Genomic DNA, 17,949 nt, shown 5'->3' on the forward strand with positions numbered 1-17,949 from the left:
CACGAGAACGACATGGCTACGATCAACGACGTCGCACGCCTCGCCGGAGTCGGACTCGGCACCGCCTCGCGCGTGATCAGCGGCAAAGGCTCGGTGTCGGCGAAGACCGCCGAACGCGTGCGGCGTGCGATCGAGGAACTCAAGTACCGGCCTTCGCACGCCGCGCGCACGCTGCCGACCGGCGCCTCGCACATGATCGGCGTCTACATCCCGATGCTGAAGGGTTCGTTCTACACGCCGATCCTCAACATCATCCATACCGAACTGCGCGCGAACGGACAGAACATGGTCGTCGCCTTCGGCAGCGGCAACGGCGATGCGCGCAAGCAAGCGATGGAAGGCCTCGAATTCCTGATCGAGCGCGGTTGCGACGGCTATCTGCTCGTCAGCGACGCGCTGACCGAGGACGACATCGCCGCGCTCGGCACACAGGCTTCGCGCCTCGTTCTGCTCAACCACTCGCTCAACTCCATCCACAATCAGTGCTTCTCCGCCGACCATCATGCAGGCGGTCGGCTCGCGGCGCAGGCCCTGCTCGAAATGAAGCATCGCCGCATTGCCGTGATTGCGGGTTTCGCGACTTCACGCGACAACGTGGCGCGCATCGAGGGTTTCATGGCGGAACTCGGGAATGCAGGCATCGATACGTCGTCCATTCCGGTGATCGACAGCGATTTTTCGCCCGAAGGCGGCTGGAACTCGGCCGCGGCGCTGATCGCATCGAAGCACAAGTTCACCGCGCTGTTTTGCGCGAACGACGAGATGGGCGTCGGCGCATTGTCGTACTTCCAGCAAGCCGGGATCGCCGTGCCGGGCAAGATCTCCGTGATCGGCTACGACGACACCGCGACCGCGGAATATTCCGCGCCACGCCTGACCTCGGTGCACATCCCGTGGTACGACGTGGCGCTCAACGGCGTGCGCTGGCTGCTCAACCAGTGCTACGAGACGAACAAGCCGGTCAAGCGCAAGTTCGCCGCCAGCGTGACCTGGCGTGCGTCGGTAGCGCGCGTGGCGAACGGCAAATGACGATTCAACAATCCGGACAGCGAAGTTCATGCAAACACGCAGAGAGTTTCTTCAGCTAGGCGCCGCCGGCGCACTTGGCCTCGCCCTGCCGCACGCGTTCGCCAAGGGCGCAGCGATGCGCGCCTGGACCGTGGTCGAAACATCGCGCGATGGCGCACGCCTGGCGTCCGGCACGATCGCGGGAGCGGCGATGTCGAGCGCACCGACCCTGAGTTGCGATCCATCGAAGCGATTCCAGCTGATCAGCGGTTTCGGCGGCGCGCTGACCGAGTCTTCCGCCTACGTGCTCAAACAACTTCCGGAAGCGCAGCGGCTCGAGGTGCTCAAGCGCTACTACGATCCGCACGAAGGCATCGGCTACACGCTGGCGCGCACGCACATCGGCAGCTGCGATTTCTCGCTGTCAACCTGGTCGCTCGCGCCGTCGCCCGGCGACTACGAGCTGCTCGACTTCAGCCTCAAGCCGATGCAGCGTTGGCTGATGCCACTATTGCGCGACGCGCATCGGATTGCCGGCACGGACCGCTTCAAGCTGCTCGCCTCGCCGTGGAGCCCGCCGGCCTGGATGAAGACGAACAATCAGATGGACCGCGGCGGCTCGCTGCGCGAGGAATACGCGGCGACCTGGGCAAACCATTACGTCAAGTTCCTGCGCGCGATGCGCGACGAGGAGAAGATCCCGCTCTGGGGCCTGACCGTGCAGAACGAGCCCGAGGCAACGCAGAGCTGGGAATCGTGCGTCTACACGCCTGAACAGGAGCGCGACTTCGTGCGCAAGCACCTCGGTCCCACACTCGCGCGCGAAGGCTTCGGCGGGATCAAGCTGTATGGCTTCGACCACAACCGCGACACGCTGGAGAAGCGCGCCGACGCGATGCTCGGCGATGCGGAAACGGCCAAGTACATGGCCGGCATGGCCGTGCACTGGTACGTCAGCGACGACTACGCCGCCGAGGCGCGCGTGCTGAAGAAATACCCCGGCAAGGACGTACTGTTCACCGAAGGCTGCGTCGAAGGTGGTGCCAAGCCCGGCGACTGGATGGTCGGCGAGCGCTATGCGCGCAACCTGTTCGGTGACCTCAACGCCGGCGTCTGCGGCTGGATCGACTGGAACATCGCGCTGGACATGCGCGGCGGTCCCAACCACGTCGGCAACTTCTGCGACGCGCCCGTGCTCGTCGATACTGATGGCGGCAAGGTGCTCTACCAGAGTTCGTTCCACGCGATCGCGCATTTCTCGCGCTACGTGAAGCCGGGCGCGCATCGCGTCGAACTGGCCGGAACCCCGCGCGGCCTGCAATCGTGCGCCTTCGCCAATCCCGACGGCAGCATCGCCGTCGTTGCTTTCAATCCGGGCGAGGCTGCGATCGACTTCAATCTCGACATCGCCGGCGAGAGGCGCGGCTGCCGCATACCCGCGCACGCCATCCAGACCTATTTCGCCTGAGGCAGCGCGACGCACCCGCGTTCCCGTCGAGCTTAGCGAGGTAGGTGGCCGCGCAAGTTGCAATTCGGCGCGGCAGCCCGCATTGTTCCGCTCCGTGTTCCGCCATCCCCCGTTTACATGAAGTGGTTCCTGCTCGCCCTGTTCCTCGTGCCCGCGATTTACGTGCATTTCCGCGGGCGCGTGCGCTACAACCCGTTCCGTCAGCTCGGCGACCACTCGACGATCTTCGCGCCGCTGAACCTGTTCATGTACGCGTTCTCGCGCGTGCATGCGCACCCCTACCTGCCGGCGTCCGAACTGGCAGGCATGGACAAGCTGCGCGCGCACTGGAAGGAAATCCGCGACGAGGCGCTGGCGCTGCGCTCTGCACACGAGATCAAAGCCGCGAGCCAGTACAACGACGTCGGCTTCAACTCGTTCTTCCGTTTCGGCTGGAAGCGCTTTTATCTCAAGTGGTACGACGACGCGCATCCCTCGGCGGTGAAGCTGTGCCCGCTGACCACGCAACTGCTGAAGGAACTTCCGCAGGTCAAGGCGGCGATGTTCGCCGAACTGCCGTCCGGTGCGCGCCTGATGAAGCATCGCGACCCGTACGCCGGTTCGCTGCGCTATCACCTCGGCCTGGTCACGCCGAACGACGATGGTTGCTGGATCGACGTCGATGGCCAGCGCTATTCCTGGCGCGACGGCGAAGACGTGGTCTTCGACGAGACCTACATCCACCACGCCAAGAACGAGACACAGACCGACCGCATCATCCTGTTCTGCGACGTCGAACGGCCGATGCGCTACCGCTGGGCGCAGGCGGTCAACGACTGGTTCGGTCGCCATCTCGTGCGTGCGGCTTCGTCTCCCAACGAAGCGGGCGACGCCACCGGCGGCCTCAATCGCGTGTTCAAGTATTTCTACGCGGTGCGCCTCAAGGGCAAGGCGCTCAAGGAAAGCAACAAGCGCCTGTACTACGCGATCAAGTGGTCGATCGGCGTTGCCGTACTCGCGCTGATCATCTGGCTGTAATTCCGGAGTCGCGAATATGGCCGCATTGCGCGTCGATATCTGGTCGGACTTCGTCTGCCCATTCTGCTTCATCGGCGCCCTGCGCCTCGAACAGCTCGCGGCCCAGCGCCCGCTCGACCTGCACTGGCACGCGTTCCAACTGCGCCCCGCGGGCGCGCCGCCGATGGATGCGGCCAAGCGCAGGATGATTGCCGAGCACACGCCCAAGCTCACCGCGCAGATGCGCGAGGAGTTCGGCCTCGATATCAATCGCGGTCCGTTGGACATCGACACGCGCGCCGCGCATCGTCTTTTCGCCGCGGCCGATGTCGCGGGCAAGGGTGCCGGCATGCACGACGCGCTGTTTCGCGCGTACTGGCTGCATGGCGAGGACATTTCTGATCCAAGCGTACTCGCCGCGATCGCAGCTCAGTGTGATTTCGACGGCATCGCCGCGATTTCCGGCAGCGACCAGGCGAGCGAGCGGTCCGTCGCCGCCGATGTGACGCAGGCCGCGCAATACGGATTCCAGGGTGTTCCCGCGATCGTGTTCGGGCAGAAGTACTACGTTAGCGGCGCGCAACCGCTCGCCGTGTTCGCGCAGGCCGCTGAGCAAGCTGCGGCAGAACTCGGCGCCTGACGCGGCGACGGCAATGCATCCGCGCGCCGCCGAGTTGATCGAAACGCTGCGTCTCGAAGCGCATCCCGAAGGCGGCCGCTATCGGCGCGTATACACTTCCACTTCGACACTTGTATACAACGGCGTGATGCGGCCGGTAGCGACCGCGATCCACTATCTGTTGTGCTCCGGCGAAATCAGCCGTTGGCACCGCATCGACGCCGACGAGATCTGGCAGCACCACGAAGGCGACGCGCTCGAACTGATGTTGTTCGACGCCGCAACGGGTGAATTCCAACATCATCGTCTCGGTCGCAGCGAGGCGGCGACGCAAACACGGCCCCTGGTCGGCGTACCGGCCGGAATCTGGCAGGCCGCGCGCCCGCTCGGCGACTACACGCTGGCCGCCTGCAGCGTTGCGCCGGGCTTCGACTTCGCCGGCTTCGCGCTGATCGATACCGAACCCGAAGCGCTGGCCGCACTGGCAGGGGCGATGCCGGACGCACTCCGCTATCGCTGAAGAGCGGCCGCAAGCCAACCGCATCCTGCGTGACGCGATTCGCGGATCGGATCGCTTTGTTGACAGCCCGGATCGGCGGCCGGGATAATGTCTTGATTTTCAAGCAGTAAGGACCCGCGCCTTGAATAAGCCCCGCCGGCCTGTGCTTGTGGTTATCCCCGCTTACAACGAGGCGGCGACAGTCGCTGAGATCGTGCGCAGGGTGATTGCGCACGCGGTCTGCGATGCGGTCGTGGTCAACGACGCGAGTTCCGACGATACTTCCGCACAGGCGCGCGCCGCCGGCGCGGCGGTGATCGACCTACCGCTGAATCTCGGCGCGTGGGGCGCGACGCAAACCGGCATGCGCTACGCGCAGCGCAACCGCTATGCCACGGTAGTGACGCTCGATGCCGACGGCCAACACCATCCGGAATCGTTGCCGGCGATGCTGGCCGCGCTCGAGCAGGATGAGGTCGACGTCGTGATCGGCACCTACACCCAGCGCTTGTCGGTAGCCAAACGCGTGGCCTGGTGGTATTTCCGCCTTTTGACCGGCCTGCCGGTGCAGGATTTCACCTCAGGCCTGCGCGCCTACAGCCGCCGCGCGGCGCGCGCGCTCGCTTCGCGCGAGGCAAGCCTGCTCGACTACCAGGACATGGGAGTGTTGATGTTGTTGTACCAGAAAGGATTCCGCTTGCGCGAACTGCCGACGGTCATGTCGCCGCGCAAGTCGGGCATGTCGCGCGTGTTCGCCTCGTGGTTCGTCGTCGCGCGCTACATGCTGCACACAACCGTGCTCTGTTTCGCCCGCCTGGACGTGCGCGGGCGCATTTCGCAGCGCGTGCCCGCGCGCGCAGGGGCGAGAGCATGATGGTCATCCTTGTCTCCGCAGTAATCGGCATCGCGCTGGCGAGCGTGATCCTCTATCTCGTGCGCCGCGATCACCTGCACGGCAGCTATGCGCTGTGGTGGCTGGTCGTCGCCGCGGCGACACTCCTCGTCGGCGTATTCCCGCATCTGGTCGATCGGCTCGGCGAGCTCATCGGCATCGCCTATCCGCCGATTCTCGCCATCATTCTGGGCATGGGCCTCATCCTGATTCGTATGCTGCTGATGGACGTCGACCGCTCGCGCCAGGAACGCACGCTGCGCCGGCTGACCCAGCGTCTGGCGATCCTCGACCAGGAACTGGGTGAAGCGCGCGCAAAACTCGCCGCTCTGGATTCGCCTCCCGCGGTGGAACCTGCGCTGCCCCGCAAAAGCGCACAGGTGATCGTGTTGCCCAAGTCCGGCGGCGAAGGCTGAGGCGCGGGACGCGACGCAGAATCGTGCGCGTACTCCATATCGGCAAGTTCTATCCGCCCTACGCGGGCGGCATCGAACGCTTCAGCGCCGAGTTGTGCGCCGCGCTGGCCGCGCGCAGCGTCGACGTAATGATGCTCGCGCATGCTTCACCCGGGAACGGCAGGGCAACGAGCTTCCGCAATGACGGTGTCGAAGTACGCCTCGCCGCATGCCACGGCCAACTGCTGTACGCACCGGTCAGTCCCTCGTTTCCGTTGCTGCTTTCACGCCTGATCGGCGAGTTCGCACCCGATCTGCTGCACCTGCATGTGCCAAATACTTCGGCGTTCTGGGCCCTACTCACACCCGCCGCACGGCGCCTGCCCTGGCTCGTGCACTGGCATGCCGACGTGCCGCTCGACGTCCGCCGTCCCGCGCTGCGCGCGATGTACTCGCTCTACCGCCCGTTCGAACAGGCATTGCTGCGACGCGCGGATACGATCATCGCGACCTCGGCGCCGTATCGCGACACGAGCGTCGCGCTTGCGCCCTGGCGCAGCAAGACCCATGTCGTGCCGCTGGGGATCGGCGAGTCGCCGCCGGACCACAGCAGCGTTGAAAAAATGGAAATTGCGGCAAAAGATACTTCTGCACAATCCACGGCATGGCCGGGCACGGGCTTGCGCCTGCTCGCCGTCGGCCGCCTGAGCTATTACAAGGGTTTCGACGTGCTGTTGCGCGCACTCGCGCTCACGCCGGAAGCGAGCCTGCTCCTGATCGGCCGCGGCGAATGCGAGGCCGGCCTGCGCGCGCTGGCGCGCGAGCTGGGCATCGAGCATCGTGTATGTTTCGCCGGCCACGTCGACGACGCGCAGCTCGCCCTGGCCTATGCGCAGGCCCAGGTATTCTGCCTGCCGTCGATCGAGCGCACCGAAGCCTTCGGCGTCGTCCTGCTCGAGGCGATGCGTGCGCGCCTGGCGGTGATAGCAACAACGATCGGAGGATCGGGTGTCGGCTACGTCGTCGCCGACGGTGCCAGCGGCCTGCTCGTCCCGCCAGGCGACGCGGCGACGCTTGCGTCGGCGATTCGCCGCCTCGGCGACGATGCAGCGCTGCGCGCGCGCCTCGGCGAAGCCGGGCAAGCACGCTGGCGGGCCGAATTCACGCTGGATCGCTGCGCGGATCGCGTGCTGGATTTGTACCGCTCACTGCTGCCGGAAAATTGGTATCCCGCAGCAGCAGCACCAGCACCGTCACCCACGCGGGCACGATCTGAAGAACGAGACGGTTGATCGCCGTGTAACTCTGCGCCCAAGCCGACGCGCCGGTGAACAGGAACAGGATAAACAACAACGCGGCGCAAATGCCGAGCAGCAGTGCCGGCAAGCGCAGCCAGTCCTGCGAAATCAGCGCCCGCCACCGCCACACCAACACGACGGGAGTCAGCCACCAGAGCAGATGCCAGTTCGGTTGCGCGAACAGAGTTTCGGCCGCTCCGGTCAATGCCCCCGGCTGCCATTTCAGATCGAGGATGAGCGCGAGAGGTCCCAGCGCGGACATGGCCAGGCTGCCGTCCGCGTTCATCACCCCGGCATGCATGCACCACAGGCGCAGGCCGCCGAGCGGAATCAGCGCCACGAACAGCACAACGCCACCGATTGCCGCCGCCAAACGCCAGCGCTTCGGCAACGCACCGAAGCCGAACGCGGCCAGCAGGCAGATTGCCCACACCCAACCTTCCATCTTGAGCCAGGGCAGCACGAGCGCGAAAAACACGGCTAGGCAAAACTGGCTCCTCTCGCCTTGCCGCAGCCAGCGCATCCATGACAGCACGCTGAAACCGAAGGCGGTGGCCACCCACAAGTCCGCATAGCCGGCAAGCGCAGCGTGCACCGACAGCAGCGGCAACGAACCTAATGCGTATACCGCGACCAGTGCCCGCGCGCGGCTCAGCCCGAGTGCCTGCCACTGCCCGTAGTGGGCCAGCAGCAATGCGGTCCACAGGCCAAGCCAGGGTAGGTTGATCAGCGGCTCGATCCAGCCACCGGCGGCACTCGCGAACCAGACTTCGATCCACGCCAGCGCGTTCGGATAGTGCCAGGCGACTTCGGTATACAAATCCCCTTGCATCGAATGCAACCACTCCGGCATCGACACGAACGGCACATAGTGACCGAGCAGGAACCAGGTCTTCGGCTTTACCGCCCAGGCCGACCAGGCGTCCCAGGGGTAGAGCGGTCGCAGCCAGATCTCGCGGGCAACGATCGCGGCGCGCACGACGAGCGATGCCAGCAGCGCGCCAAGCGCGACTTGTTGCCAGCGCGGCAACGGGGTTGCGCCCGCGGCCGATGCGACCCCGCTTGGGCCGCACCGTCGCCACGCGACCGCGGCGACGATGGCAAGCAAAACAAGAAGGCAAAGCCCTGCATGCACATTCGCTTGCGCCATGTCGGCAGACGCGACAATCGAAGCAGCCAGCGCAACGAACAACATACCGCCGAAGAAGCCGTAGCCGACGGCGCTAGCGTGCCAGCCAGGTGTGCGCTGCGGACTGATCGCCAAGTATGCGGCCGCGCCGGTCGACATAGGCAAGAGCCAGGCAATGAGGTAGGCCCAGCTCATGGATCGAGCCCCTGCGATCGGAAAACGCGAAGATCCTCCTTTTCGTAGACAGGCTCGACTGGGATGGTCAATTCTCCGTTGTCCAACCGTCCAGTCGCCTTGTCGTATTTCCAGTCACCGGCGTACACGACAATCAGCACGTCGCCAGATGGCACTGTTCCCGAGGTCTCCCTCATCGCCTGCTCCAGCGGCGCTGTATTGAGCGGCAGCAGGAAATAGATCAGCCGTAGCAACGTGAAAGGAGAACTGGAGTCGACGAGTACGCGCTTGACGCCTTGCTCCTCGGCGATGCGCGCCACATCGCCGGCAACCCGCGGCGTCGCTTCGTCCGGTTGCAAGGCATATCGCTGCGCCCAAGGCTTGCCGGCGTAGATGGTCTCGATGACTTGATGTTTGTCGAATAAATCCTCGAGCCAGCGCAGATCGAGACCGATCCAAGTGGCTCCGGCGATACAGCACATCACTGCGGCGGCATGTCCACGGGACAAGCGCAACAACAAGCATGCAGCAAGCCCAGAGAGCAGCGCCCCGAGTACCAGTATCGGCATCATCCAGGAACGACCCAGCGTCCCGTTCCCGGGACCAATGGTGTTGATCGATTGCAACGACCAGGGCCGATAGCCGAACCAATCGCTGCTCAAGCGCGCAAGAAGGCTATCCCATGCCGGCGTCTGCAATTGTGCCCATTCGATGCGGAATGGGCTGAACGAAGCAATCATGCTGGGCGGAACCAGTTGCGCCGTCGCATACTCGGCAAATCCCAGCTCGATAATTTCTCCGCGCCATTCCTCGAATCGGGTCAGATCGACCGTGACCTCGCCATTCCCAGGCTTCGGCAGCGAGATGGTCTGTACGTCATCCCGCGCATCGCGACGGCGGAACACGAGCGCCAGTTCGAGCACGTCTGGAAAATCGGTGATGCGGTAGCGCAGTACGGGATATTTCTCCGCGCGGACGTGCGTCAACTTCGCCGTCTGCAATCCGTTTCCACGCGTATCGAAGGCGTTTATCACCAGTTTGTCCAGCTCGATCGTGCCCTCGCCGAGCTGTAGCTGGAAATCGCGCCCCGACAACGCCAAGTGCTCATGCGCTGTCCACGGCGCGTCCCATGGCACGCCGGCCGCCCAGGCGAACAACACCACCCAGATCGCGGCCAGCACGGGGATCAGGACGAGACGGCGGATCATGCGGCGGATTGTGCCATCAAGCGGTTCATTTCCTCTTCGCTGAACCCCGCCGCGCGGCGGGCCGTTTCGTTGAACGGTGGCTTCAATACGAAGCGCGCATATTCTGTGACCAGGTGCGCAAACGTCGCCTGCGCATCGACTCCTTCGCGTGCGCAACACCAGGCGAACCAGCGCGAGCCGGCAGCGACATGCGCGACCTCTTCAGCCAGGATGACGTCGAGAATCTCTATGGTGCGCAGATCGCCGACATCGCGCAGGCGCGCGATCATGCCCGGCGTCACGTCGAGTCCGCGTGCTTCGAGCACACGCGGCACCAGTGCCATGCGCTCGAGACAGGATCCAGACGTCTTTACCGCCATTTCCCAGAGGCCATTGTGCGCATCGAAATCCCCATAGGCATGGCCCATCTCGGCCAGCCGCGCGGACAGCATTTGAAAATGGCGCGTTTCGTCGGCGGCCACCTGCGCCCAATCGAGGTAGTACTCGCCTGGCATCCCGCGGAAACGGTAAATCGCATCCCAGGCGAGGTCGATCGCATTGAATTCGATGTGCGCGACTGCGTGGACGAGGGCGGCGCGACCCTCGACACTGCTCAGGCCGCGTTGCGGCAGTTTGCGCGGAGGAACCAGCCGAGGGCGCGACGGCCTGCCTGGCTGCGCAATCGGTTGGGGCTCGACCGGGGTTTCAGTCGAGAAATCGCCGGTCGCGATCGATGCGGCGGCTGCGCTGCTGCGTGCGAGCTTGTCCTCGACGCTCGTCGCCGACAGGCAAGCTTCGGCCAAAGCAAAAACGTCCATATCCGTTCGCTACTGGAAGATCTGCTTGCACGAAGACGTGGAACGAAACAGCGAGGGTACGCCTCATCCTGTTCGCGTCTTCGTGTGAAGCCGTTTATCCCTGTGCGGTGATATTACGACACATGGCGCCGCTGCGCCTTATTTTCGTCCGCGCGCGCGAATTCGAGTTCGCGCAGATAGGTGCTGTCGACGCCGGTGACGTACTCGCCGGAAAAGCACGAAGTGTCGAAGTGCTTGATCTCCTCGTTGCCGTCGGCGACGGCGGCGATCAGATCCTCGAGGTCCTGGTATACGAGCCAGTCCGCACCGATGAACTGCTGCACTTCGTCTTCGGTGCGGCCGTGCGCGACGAGTTCAGCGGCGGCCGGCATGTCGATGCCGTAGATGTTGGCGAAACGCACCGGCGGCGCGGCCGAGGCGAAATAGACCTGGCGCGCACCGGCGTCGCGCGCCATCTGCACGATCTGTTTCGAGGTCGTGCCGCGCACGATCGAGTCGTCGACCAGCAGCACGTTTTTCTTGCGGAACTCCAGGTGCACCGGATTGAGCTTGCGTCGCACCGATTTCACGCGCTCGCTCTGCCCGGGCATGATGAAGGTACGGCCGATGTAGCGGTTCTTGACGAAACCTTCGCGCATCGGCACGCCGAGCACCTGCGCGAGCGAACTCGCCGCGGTGCGCGACGTGTCGGGAATCGGAATCACCGCGTCGATGTGATGGTCGGGCCGCAGGCGCTTGATCTTCTCGGCGAGGCGCTCGCCCATGCGCAGGCGCGCCTTGTACACCGACACGTCTTCGATCATCGAATCGGGCCGCGCGAGATAGACGTATTCGAAGATGCACGGCGCGTGCAGCGCGCCCTCGGCGCATTGACGGCTGAACAGCTTGCCATCCTCGGTGAGCAGGACGGCCTCGCCCGGCGCGACGTCGCGCACGAGGCGAAAACCGAGAATGTCCATCGCCACCGATTCGGAGGCGACCATGTACTCGCGTCCTTCGGCCGTATCGCGTTCGCCGAGTACGAGCGGGCGGATGCCGTGCGGATCGCGGAACGCGACTACACCGTAGCCGAGCACGAGTGCGACCACGGCATAGCCACCGCGCACGCGCGCGTGCACGCCGGCGACGGCTTTGAAGATGTGGTCCGGTGTCAGCGCGTGGCGCTCCTGGATCTGCAGCTCGTGGGCGAAGATGTTGAGCAGCACCTCCGAGTCGGACTCGGTGTTGATGTGGCGACGATCCTCCTCGTACATCTGTCGGCGCAACTCGACGGTATTGATCAGATTGCCGTTGTGTCCGAGCGCAATCCCGTAAGGCGAGTTGACGTAGAACGGCTGCGCTTCGGCAGCCGCTTCCGAACCCGCGGTCGGATAGCGGCAATGACCGATGCCGATGTTGCCGCGCAGTTTGAGCATGCTGTCGCGGCCGAACACGTCGTTGACCAGGCCAGCGCCCTTGTGCAGGCGCAACTTGTCATTATCGATCGTGGCGATGCCGGCCGCGTCCTGGCCGCGGTGCTGGAGCACGGTCAAGCCGTCGTAGAGCGCCGAAGCGACTTCGGATTTACCGACGATACCGATGATTCCGCACATGAGGGATACAACTCGGGAATGGAGAGGGGAGAAGCTGAGGCCATTCGGCGCGGAACAACGTGGGGCAATTTTACCAAAACTCCAGCGAAGTTTTGTTAGCTGTTCAGTGGCATCGGAACCGGATGCCCGTTCGGAGCCGCCTTTTTGCCATCGTTTTGCGGCGGCTGAGGCAGCAATCCGCGCAGATCGAGATATTTCGTGACCTCAACGGGCATGTGCGCCGAAGCCCATTGCGCAGCCTGCTGGAAGCTCGGAAGCACGCGTGATTCATGCCACCACGGATCGCGCGGGAACGGCGTGAAGCCGAGCAGCAACACGACCAGGGTCACCAGCGCCAGGCCGCGTGCAAGGCCGAACGCAGCACCGAGCAGACGATCGGTACCGCTCAAACCGCTGCCCGCGACCAACTTGCGCAGGAAAAATCCAACGATCGCTCCGGCGATCAGGACGGCGATGAAGCAGAGCGCATAGCCGAGCACGATGCGCGCCGACGGCAGACTGACCGCGGTCAGCGATGCGGCAAGCTGCGGACCTAGCGTCCAGGCGACCCATATCGCGACGAACCACACCGCCAGCGCCAGCACCTCGCCAAGGAAACCGCGCCACAACCCCATCAACACGGACAGACAGAGCGCGGCGATGATGACGTAGTCGGCCCAGTTCATGAGGCTGCTGCGATCACGGCTGGGTTTTGACGATCGCCGCTAGCTGGAACTTCTGCTTGAGCGTCGACACGGCCGCGTCGGCACCGCCACGATCGGCGTAAGGACCGGCGCGCACCTTCCAGAATGTCGTCTCGCCGTCGCCGGACTTCTCGACAAACGCCGCGACGCCGCCGTTGCGCAGCCGATCGCGCAGCTTGTTCGCCTCGTCCTCGGATTTGAACGCACCAGCCTGGACTACATAAGCGCCGGCGCGATTCGCCGGCAGGCTCGGCGCCGGCGCAGCCGGTTCCGCTGCCGCGGATTTTGCCGCCGCCGGCTTCGCCTCGCCTGCCCCGGCCTTGTCGGCGGGTTTGTCGGTGGGCTGATCCGGATCCGCGGTCTGCGCGATGCCGCTCGGCAGCTTCGCATCGATCTGTTTGATCTTCAGGCGCACATTCTCTGCCGATGCGCGTTCGGTATACGGCCCGACGCGCACGCGCTGCGCGGGCTTGCCCTGATAATCCGTGGTCTCGGCAAATGCCGGATAACCGAGCTTCTTCAACTTGTCGACGAGTGCGCTCGCGTGACCCGCATCGGCATACACGCCGAGATTGACCAGGAAACGCCCGTCTGTCGCCACGGCCGGCGCGGGCGGCGGCACGGGAGTCGGGGCCGCAGGCGCGGGAGTCGCCGGCAATGTCTGTGCGTTCGCGGATGCGGTCGTCGGCTTCGCCGCCGGTGCCGGTCGGGTCGCGCTGTCAGGGGCCTCGAAGCTCGCCGGCGCACCGGTGTCGACCGTGGCGAGCTTGTCGCCGGAAGTGGCTGCGGTCGCCGGTGGCGCACTCGGCGCCGGAGTCGGTGCAGCGCCGGGTTTCGGCGGATCGACGCTGAGATTGCGTGTCTCGAAATTGCGCTCGGGTGCCGGCGGGATACTGAGATTCTGCGTCGTCGTGCCATCCGCTTTCGGCGGCGTACCGGAAAAGAACATCGGCACGAAGATGATCGCCAGTGCGATCAGCACGGCCGCGCCGAGCAGGCGTTGTTTCAAGGCAGAATCCATAGGTTATCTCCATCGGCCTTCCCGACCGAAACTAGGCCAGCCATCCAAGCCGGTCTCTTCAAAGAAAGACCAAGTGTCGCCGATTATAGCCACTGCCTGCGCCGAACCCGCGGGCATGCGCCCGCATCGTTCACCTCAGGTTGCGGCGGTGAAGTCGTTGCGCGCGGCCCAGGCCAGCGCGGGCGCGGCGACATGGAACGAACCGAACGCAAGAATACGATCCCGCACCTGCGCCTGCGCGACCGCTGCATCGAGCGCAGTGGCGACATCGCCGAAGACTTCGTGCCGCAACGGCGCGACGGCGGCATCCATGCGCGCGAGGAGATCCGGCGCGGCGAGTCCGCGCGGCGTGTCCGCATCAAGGCCGGCAACGAACCAGCGATCGATCCGCGCGGCGAGCGGCGCGACGATACCGGCGATGTCCTTGTCCGCAAGCGCGCCGAACACGGCCAGCGTGCGTCCACCGGCGGGAGTCTGCGCGAGCCAGCGTGCAAGCACCTCGGCCGCCTGCGGATTGTGTGCGACATCGATCACGAGTTCGGCCGCGCCGGGTTTCACGAAACGCTGCAGGCGGGCGACCACGTGCGCGCTGCGCACGCCCGCAGCCAGCGCTACATCGTCGACGCCAAGCTGATCACGCAGCACGTGCAACGCGGCGATCGCCGCAGCCGCGTTCGCGCGCTGCACGGGCGCGGCGAGCTCGGGATCGGGCAGCGCGATCTCGCGCCCGTGCGCCCGCCAACGCCAACCTCGCGCGGCCGGTTCAAAATGATAATCGCGCCCCGCCTGGAAAATCGTCGCGCCGGTTTCGTGCGCGCTGTGCGCCAGCGCAGCGGGTGCATCGGCGTCGCCGATCACGGCAGGGCGTCCAGCGCGGAAGATGCCGGCCTTCTCGCGCGCGATCTGCTCGCGATCACGACCGAGCCAATCCTCGTGGTCGAGGGCGATCGTGGTCACGATCGACACATCCGCATCGACGATGTTGACCGCATCGAGGCGGCCACCGAGGCCGACTTCGAGCACGGCGACATCGAGGCGGGCATGGGCAAAAATCCACAATGCGGCCAGCGTACCGAATTCGAAGTAGGTCAGCGTGACCGGGTCGTCCGCCTGTTCCAGGCGCGCGGATTCGATGCGCTCGAACGCTTCGACGAGCACTGCATCGTCGGCATCCGTGCCGGCGACGCGCACGCGTTCGTTGTAGCGCAGCAGATGCGGCGAGGTGTAGCAGCCGACGCGCTTGCCGGCCGCGGCCAGCATCGCTTCGAGGAATGCGATCGTCGAACCCTTGCCATTGGTGCCGCCAACGGTGACGACGACCGGCGCGATGCGCGGCGCGTCCATGCGCCGCCACACCTCGCGCACGCGTGCGAGGCCGAGATCGACGCCGAGCGCGTGCACGCGCTGCTGGTAGTCCAACCATTCGTCGAGACTGCGTGGAGTCATTGCAAATTCGCCCCTTCTCTGGCGTCATGGCGGGATGCCGCAGTTGTCTCTCAGCGACCGTCTCGATTCCGCCCTCGCCAAGCTGCCGCCCGGCGCGCTGGCGGTCGGCTACAGCGGCGGCGCGGATTCTAGCGTGTTGTTGCACACGCTCGCGCGCAGCGCGTCCGCACGCGCGCGCGGCTTGCGTGCGATCCACGTCGATCACGGCCTGCATGCCGACAGCGCAGCGTGGTCCGAGCATTGCCGCGCGGTGGCGGCGGAACTCGACGTCGCGCTCGACGTCGTCCGCGTCGAAGTCGAGCGCAGTCGCGGCACCGGTCTCGAGGACTCGGCGCGCGTGGCGCGTCGGGCCGCGTTCGCGCGCCTGCTGCTTCCCCGCGAAATCCTCGCTCTCGCCCACCATCGCAACGACCAAGCCGAAACCGTGCTGCTCAAACTGCTGCGCGGCGCCGGTCCGGAGGGACTCGGCGGCATGCGCGACCTGCGCGGTTTCGGCGCGGGATACCTGTGGCGACCGCTGCTTGCCGAATCGCGCTCGACCTTGCTCGCTTACGCGCACGAATACGAACTGCATTGGCTCGACGATCCGAGCAACTCCGACATGACGTTGCGGCGCAATTTCCTGCGCGGCGACATCCTGCCGCGCCTGCGCAGGCGCTGGCGCGATGCCGACGCCGCGCTCGCGCACAGCGCAGTCTGGGCGCGCAGCGCGGCGGATTTCATCGACGGCGAGGCGCGCAAGGCACTGGCGAAAATGCAAGGCCTCGATCCGGCAACGCTGTTCTGGCGCGATTGGCTCGCGCTGCCCGATGCGCTGCGCGATCCGGTGCTGCGCCTGTGGTTGCGCGAGCTGCGCCTCGACGAACCCGCGCATTTCCACGTCGCCGAACTCGAACGCCAATTGCGCGATTCCGGCGAGGACCGCCTGCCCTGCGTGACCTTCGGCGACAGCGAGCTGCGCCGCTACCGGCATCTGCTTTACGCGTTGCGCCCGCTGCCGGCCGTTCCGGTCGACTGGGAAACCCAATGGGATGGCAGCGGCGCACTGCCGCTGCCCGCCGGCGGCCAGCTCGAGCTCGCCCCGCCACAGAAGTTCGAGCCGCCACTCGTCGTGCGCTATCGCCGCGGCGGCGAACGCATCCGCCCCGCCGGCTCGGCGCACACGCGCGAATTGCGCCTGCTGCTGCAGGAAGCCGGCATGCCGCCATGGCTGCGTGGGCATATCCCGCTGGTCTTTCGCGACGGCCAGCTGATCGCGGTCGGCGATCTGTTTTTCAACAGCGCCCTGGTCGACTCCGGCACACGCATCCGCTTCGATCCTCCCGCCGCCCCTTGACGCTGTGCGGGACGACATTTCCCGTCACGCCGCATTGATTCCGCAACGTGCTTGCGCTAGCTTGCACGCCATGTCGCAGACCGCCGAACCGAACAAGATCGCCGAATTCGAAGCCTCGCTCGACGAGTTGGAAAAACTTGTCGCGCGCATGGAAGGCGGCGAGATGAGCCTGGACGAATCCCTTCACTCCTTCGAGCGTGGCATCGCGCTATACCGTAGCTGCCAGGGCGCGCTCGACGAGGCACAGCTGCGGGTCAAGCTGCTGCGCGACCCGGCCGCGCCGGAGAGCGCCGAAGACTTCGATCCGCAAACGCCGTAAGAATCTGTCCTTAGAGCTACTGCGCTCGATAATTTGCGCGCCGGCGGTGCTCGGAATCCTCATGTACTGACATGTACACTCCGGTTCCTGCGCTCCGGCGACGCACAAATTCTCGTCGCTCGCTACGCTTTAAGGATAGATTCTGACTTACTTCCAAGTGTCCGCCGATTCCGCCAGCGCCGCTATTGCGGCATTGCAGCTGTGGGGCGCGCGCGCCGATGCAGCCCTCGCCGATGCGTTGCCGCACGAGGACGCGCCGCCGCTGGAACTGCACCGAGCCATGCGCTATGCCGTGCTCGGCGGCGGCAAACGCCTGCGTCCCGTACTCGTCTATGCCACCGGCAACGCATTCGAGGCCGCGCCCGAGGCACTCGACTCCTCGGCTTGCGCGGTCGAAATCATCCACGCCTACTCGCTGGTCCACGACGACCTGCCGGCAATGGACGACGACGACCTGCGCCGCGGCCGCCCGACCTGCCACGTGGTGTTCGGCGAAGCGATGGCGATCCTCGCCGGCGATGCGCTGCAGGCGCTGGCTTTCGAAGTGCTCGCCGACGATCCACGACTGCGGGCCGATCCGCGCAATCAGGTCGAGATGCTGCGCACGCTCGCCGCTGCCTGCGGCGCGCATGGCATGGCCGGCGGTCAGGCGTTCGATCTCGCCGCGGTCGGCAAAGCGCTGACCCCGGCCGAACTCGAGCGCATGCACATGTACAAGACCGGCGCGCTGATCCGCGCCTCGGTACGCCTCGGCGCGCTCGCCGCCGGGTGTCGCGACGCGGCCGTGCTAGCCGCGCTCGAACATTACGGCCACGCGATCGGCCTCGCCTTCCAGATCCGCGACGACATCCTCGACATCGAGGGTGATGCGGCGACGATCGGCAAGACCGCCGGCAAGGACGCCACCGACAACAAGCCGACCTACCCTGCCATCCTCGGTATGGCTGGCGCGCGCGCGCATCTCGCCGAACTGACCCGTGCGGCGCTCGATGCCATCACCCCGCTCGGCGAGCGATTCGCGATGTTGGGCGAGCTGGCCCGTTTCATCGCCGAACGCGGCTCGTAACCT

The 17,949-nt window shown here is 65.5% G+C and carries 17 protein-coding genes; 11 read left to right on the plus strand and 6 right to left on the minus strand.

Annotated features, from left to right (window positions below; translation table 11 throughout):
- Positions 1 to 12: 12 nt before the first annotated feature.
- The 8 genes from F455_RS0100515 (at position 13) to F455_RS22310 (ending at position 7,169) form a co-directional block, all read left to right on the plus strand.
- A complete protein-coding gene (locus F455_RS0100515) occupies positions 13 to 1,029 on the plus strand; it encodes a LacI family DNA-binding transcriptional regulator (protein ID WP_018971294.1) in 1,017 nt (338 codons plus the stop codon).
- Positions 1,030 to 1,057: 28 nt separating this feature from the next.
- Entirely contained in the window at positions 1,058 to 2,476 is a 1,419-nt protein-coding gene (locus tag F455_RS0100520) for a glycoside hydrolase family 30 protein (RefSeq protein ID WP_018971295.1), read from the plus strand.
- 117 nt (positions 2,477 to 2,593) lie between these two features.
- Entirely contained in the window at positions 2,594 to 3,493 is a 900-nt protein-coding gene (gene lpxO, locus F455_RS0100525) for a lipid A hydroxylase LpxO (RefSeq protein ID WP_018971296.1), read from the plus strand.
- 16 nt (positions 3,494 to 3,509) lie between these two features.
- The gene (locus F455_RS0100530; protein WP_018971297.1) at positions 3,510 to 4,112 is read left to right on the plus strand and encodes a DsbA family oxidoreductase; all 603 of its coding nucleotides are present in this window, start codon (positions 3,510 to 3,512) and stop codon (positions 4,110 to 4,112) included.
- A 13-nt stretch (positions 4,113 to 4,125) separates the two neighbouring features.
- The gene (locus F455_RS0100535; protein WP_018971298.1) at positions 4,126 to 4,611 is read left to right on the plus strand and encodes a cupin domain-containing protein; all 486 of its coding nucleotides are present in this window, start codon (positions 4,126 to 4,128) and stop codon (positions 4,609 to 4,611) included.
- A gap of 121 nt (positions 4,612 to 4,732) precedes the next feature.
- Positions 4,733 to 5,464: a glycosyltransferase family 2 protein gene (locus F455_RS19195; protein ID WP_033408876.1), complete on the plus strand. Its 732-nt coding sequence runs from the start codon at positions 4,733 to 4,735 to the stop codon at positions 5,462 to 5,464.
- Complete coding sequence (locus F455_RS19200) at positions 5,461 to 5,898, plus strand: DUF2304 domain-containing protein (RefSeq protein WP_018971300.1); 438 nt, start codon at positions 5,461 to 5,463, stop codon at positions 5,896 to 5,898. Before F455_RS19195 ends, F455_RS19200 begins: the two co-directional genes overlap by 4 nt.
- Positions 5,899 to 5,921: 23 nt before the next feature.
- Positions 5,922 to 7,169, plus strand: coding sequence for a glycosyltransferase (locus tag F455_RS22310; protein WP_026292924.1), 1,248 nt, complete (start codon positions 5,922 to 5,924; stop codon positions 7,167 to 7,169).
- A 1,326-nt stretch (positions 7,170 to 8,495) separates the two neighbouring features.
- Here F455_RS22310 and F455_RS0100560 read toward each other — a convergent pair.
- The 6 genes from F455_RS0100560 to folC form a co-directional block, all read right to left on the minus strand.
- Positions 8,496 to 9,686 carry a hypothetical protein gene (locus F455_RS0100560; protein WP_018971304.1) on the minus strand — a complete coding sequence of 397 codons (1,191 nt, stop codon included), beginning with the start codon at positions 9,684 to 9,686 and terminating at the stop codon, positions 8,496 to 8,498.
- On the minus strand, positions 9,683 to 10,483 hold the full coding sequence (locus tag F455_RS0100565; RefSeq protein ID WP_018971305.1) for a ferritin-like domain-containing protein: 801 nt from the start codon (positions 10,481 to 10,483) through the stop codon (positions 9,683 to 9,685). The genes F455_RS0100560 and F455_RS0100565 overlap by 4 nt, the downstream gene beginning before the upstream one ends.
- A 113-nt stretch (positions 10,484 to 10,596) precedes the next feature.
- Complete coding sequence (purF, locus tag F455_RS0100570; RefSeq protein WP_018971306.1) at positions 10,597 to 12,075, minus strand: amidophosphoribosyltransferase; 1,479 nt, start codon at positions 12,073 to 12,075, stop codon at positions 10,597 to 10,599.
- A gap of 95 nt (positions 12,076 to 12,170) precedes the next feature.
- The gene (locus F455_RS0100575) at positions 12,171 to 12,740 is read right to left on the minus strand and encodes a CvpA family protein (RefSeq protein ID WP_018971307.1); all 570 of its coding nucleotides are present in this window, start codon (positions 12,738 to 12,740) and stop codon (positions 12,171 to 12,173) included.
- A gap of 13 nt (positions 12,741 to 12,753) precedes the next feature.
- Positions 12,754 to 13,779, minus strand: coding sequence for an SPOR domain-containing protein (locus tag F455_RS0100580; RefSeq protein ID WP_018971308.1), 1,026 nt, complete (start codon positions 13,777 to 13,779; stop codon positions 12,754 to 12,756).
- Between the two features lie 135 nt (positions 13,780 to 13,914).
- Positions 13,915 to 15,225 (minus strand): bifunctional tetrahydrofolate synthase/dihydrofolate synthase, encoded by a 1,311-nt coding sequence (gene folC / locus F455_RS0100585; protein ID WP_018971309.1) that lies wholly within the window; start codon positions 15,223 to 15,225, stop codon positions 13,915 to 13,917.
- A gap of 43 nt (positions 15,226 to 15,268) precedes the next feature.
- Between folC and tilS the strand changes: the two genes are divergently transcribed.
- The 3 genes from tilS (at position 15,269) to ispA (ending at position 17,946) form a co-directional block, all read left to right on the plus strand.
- Positions 15,269 to 16,561: a tRNA lysidine(34) synthetase TilS gene (tilS, locus tag F455_RS0100590; protein WP_026292925.1), complete on the plus strand. Its 1,293-nt coding sequence runs from the start codon at positions 15,269 to 15,271 to the stop codon at positions 16,559 to 16,561.
- 70 nt (positions 16,562 to 16,631) lie between these two features.
- Positions 16,632 to 16,880 (plus strand): exodeoxyribonuclease VII small subunit, encoded by a 249-nt coding sequence (locus tag F455_RS0100595; RefSeq protein ID WP_018971311.1) that lies wholly within the window; start codon positions 16,632 to 16,634, stop codon positions 16,878 to 16,880.
- A 157-nt stretch (positions 16,881 to 17,037) separates the two neighbouring features.
- Positions 17,038 to 17,946 (plus strand): (2E,6E)-farnesyl diphosphate synthase, encoded by a 909-nt coding sequence (ispA, locus tag F455_RS0100600; RefSeq protein WP_018971312.1) that lies wholly within the window; start codon positions 17,038 to 17,040, stop codon positions 17,944 to 17,946.
- The last annotated feature ends 3 nt before the right edge of the window (positions 17,947 to 17,949 follow it).

The sequence above is a fragment of the Rudaea cellulosilytica DSM 22992 genome (genome assembly GCF_000378125.1).
In the GTDB taxonomy this organism is placed as follows: domain Bacteria; phylum Pseudomonadota; class Gammaproteobacteria; order Xanthomonadales; family Rhodanobacteraceae; genus Rudaea; species Rudaea cellulosilytica.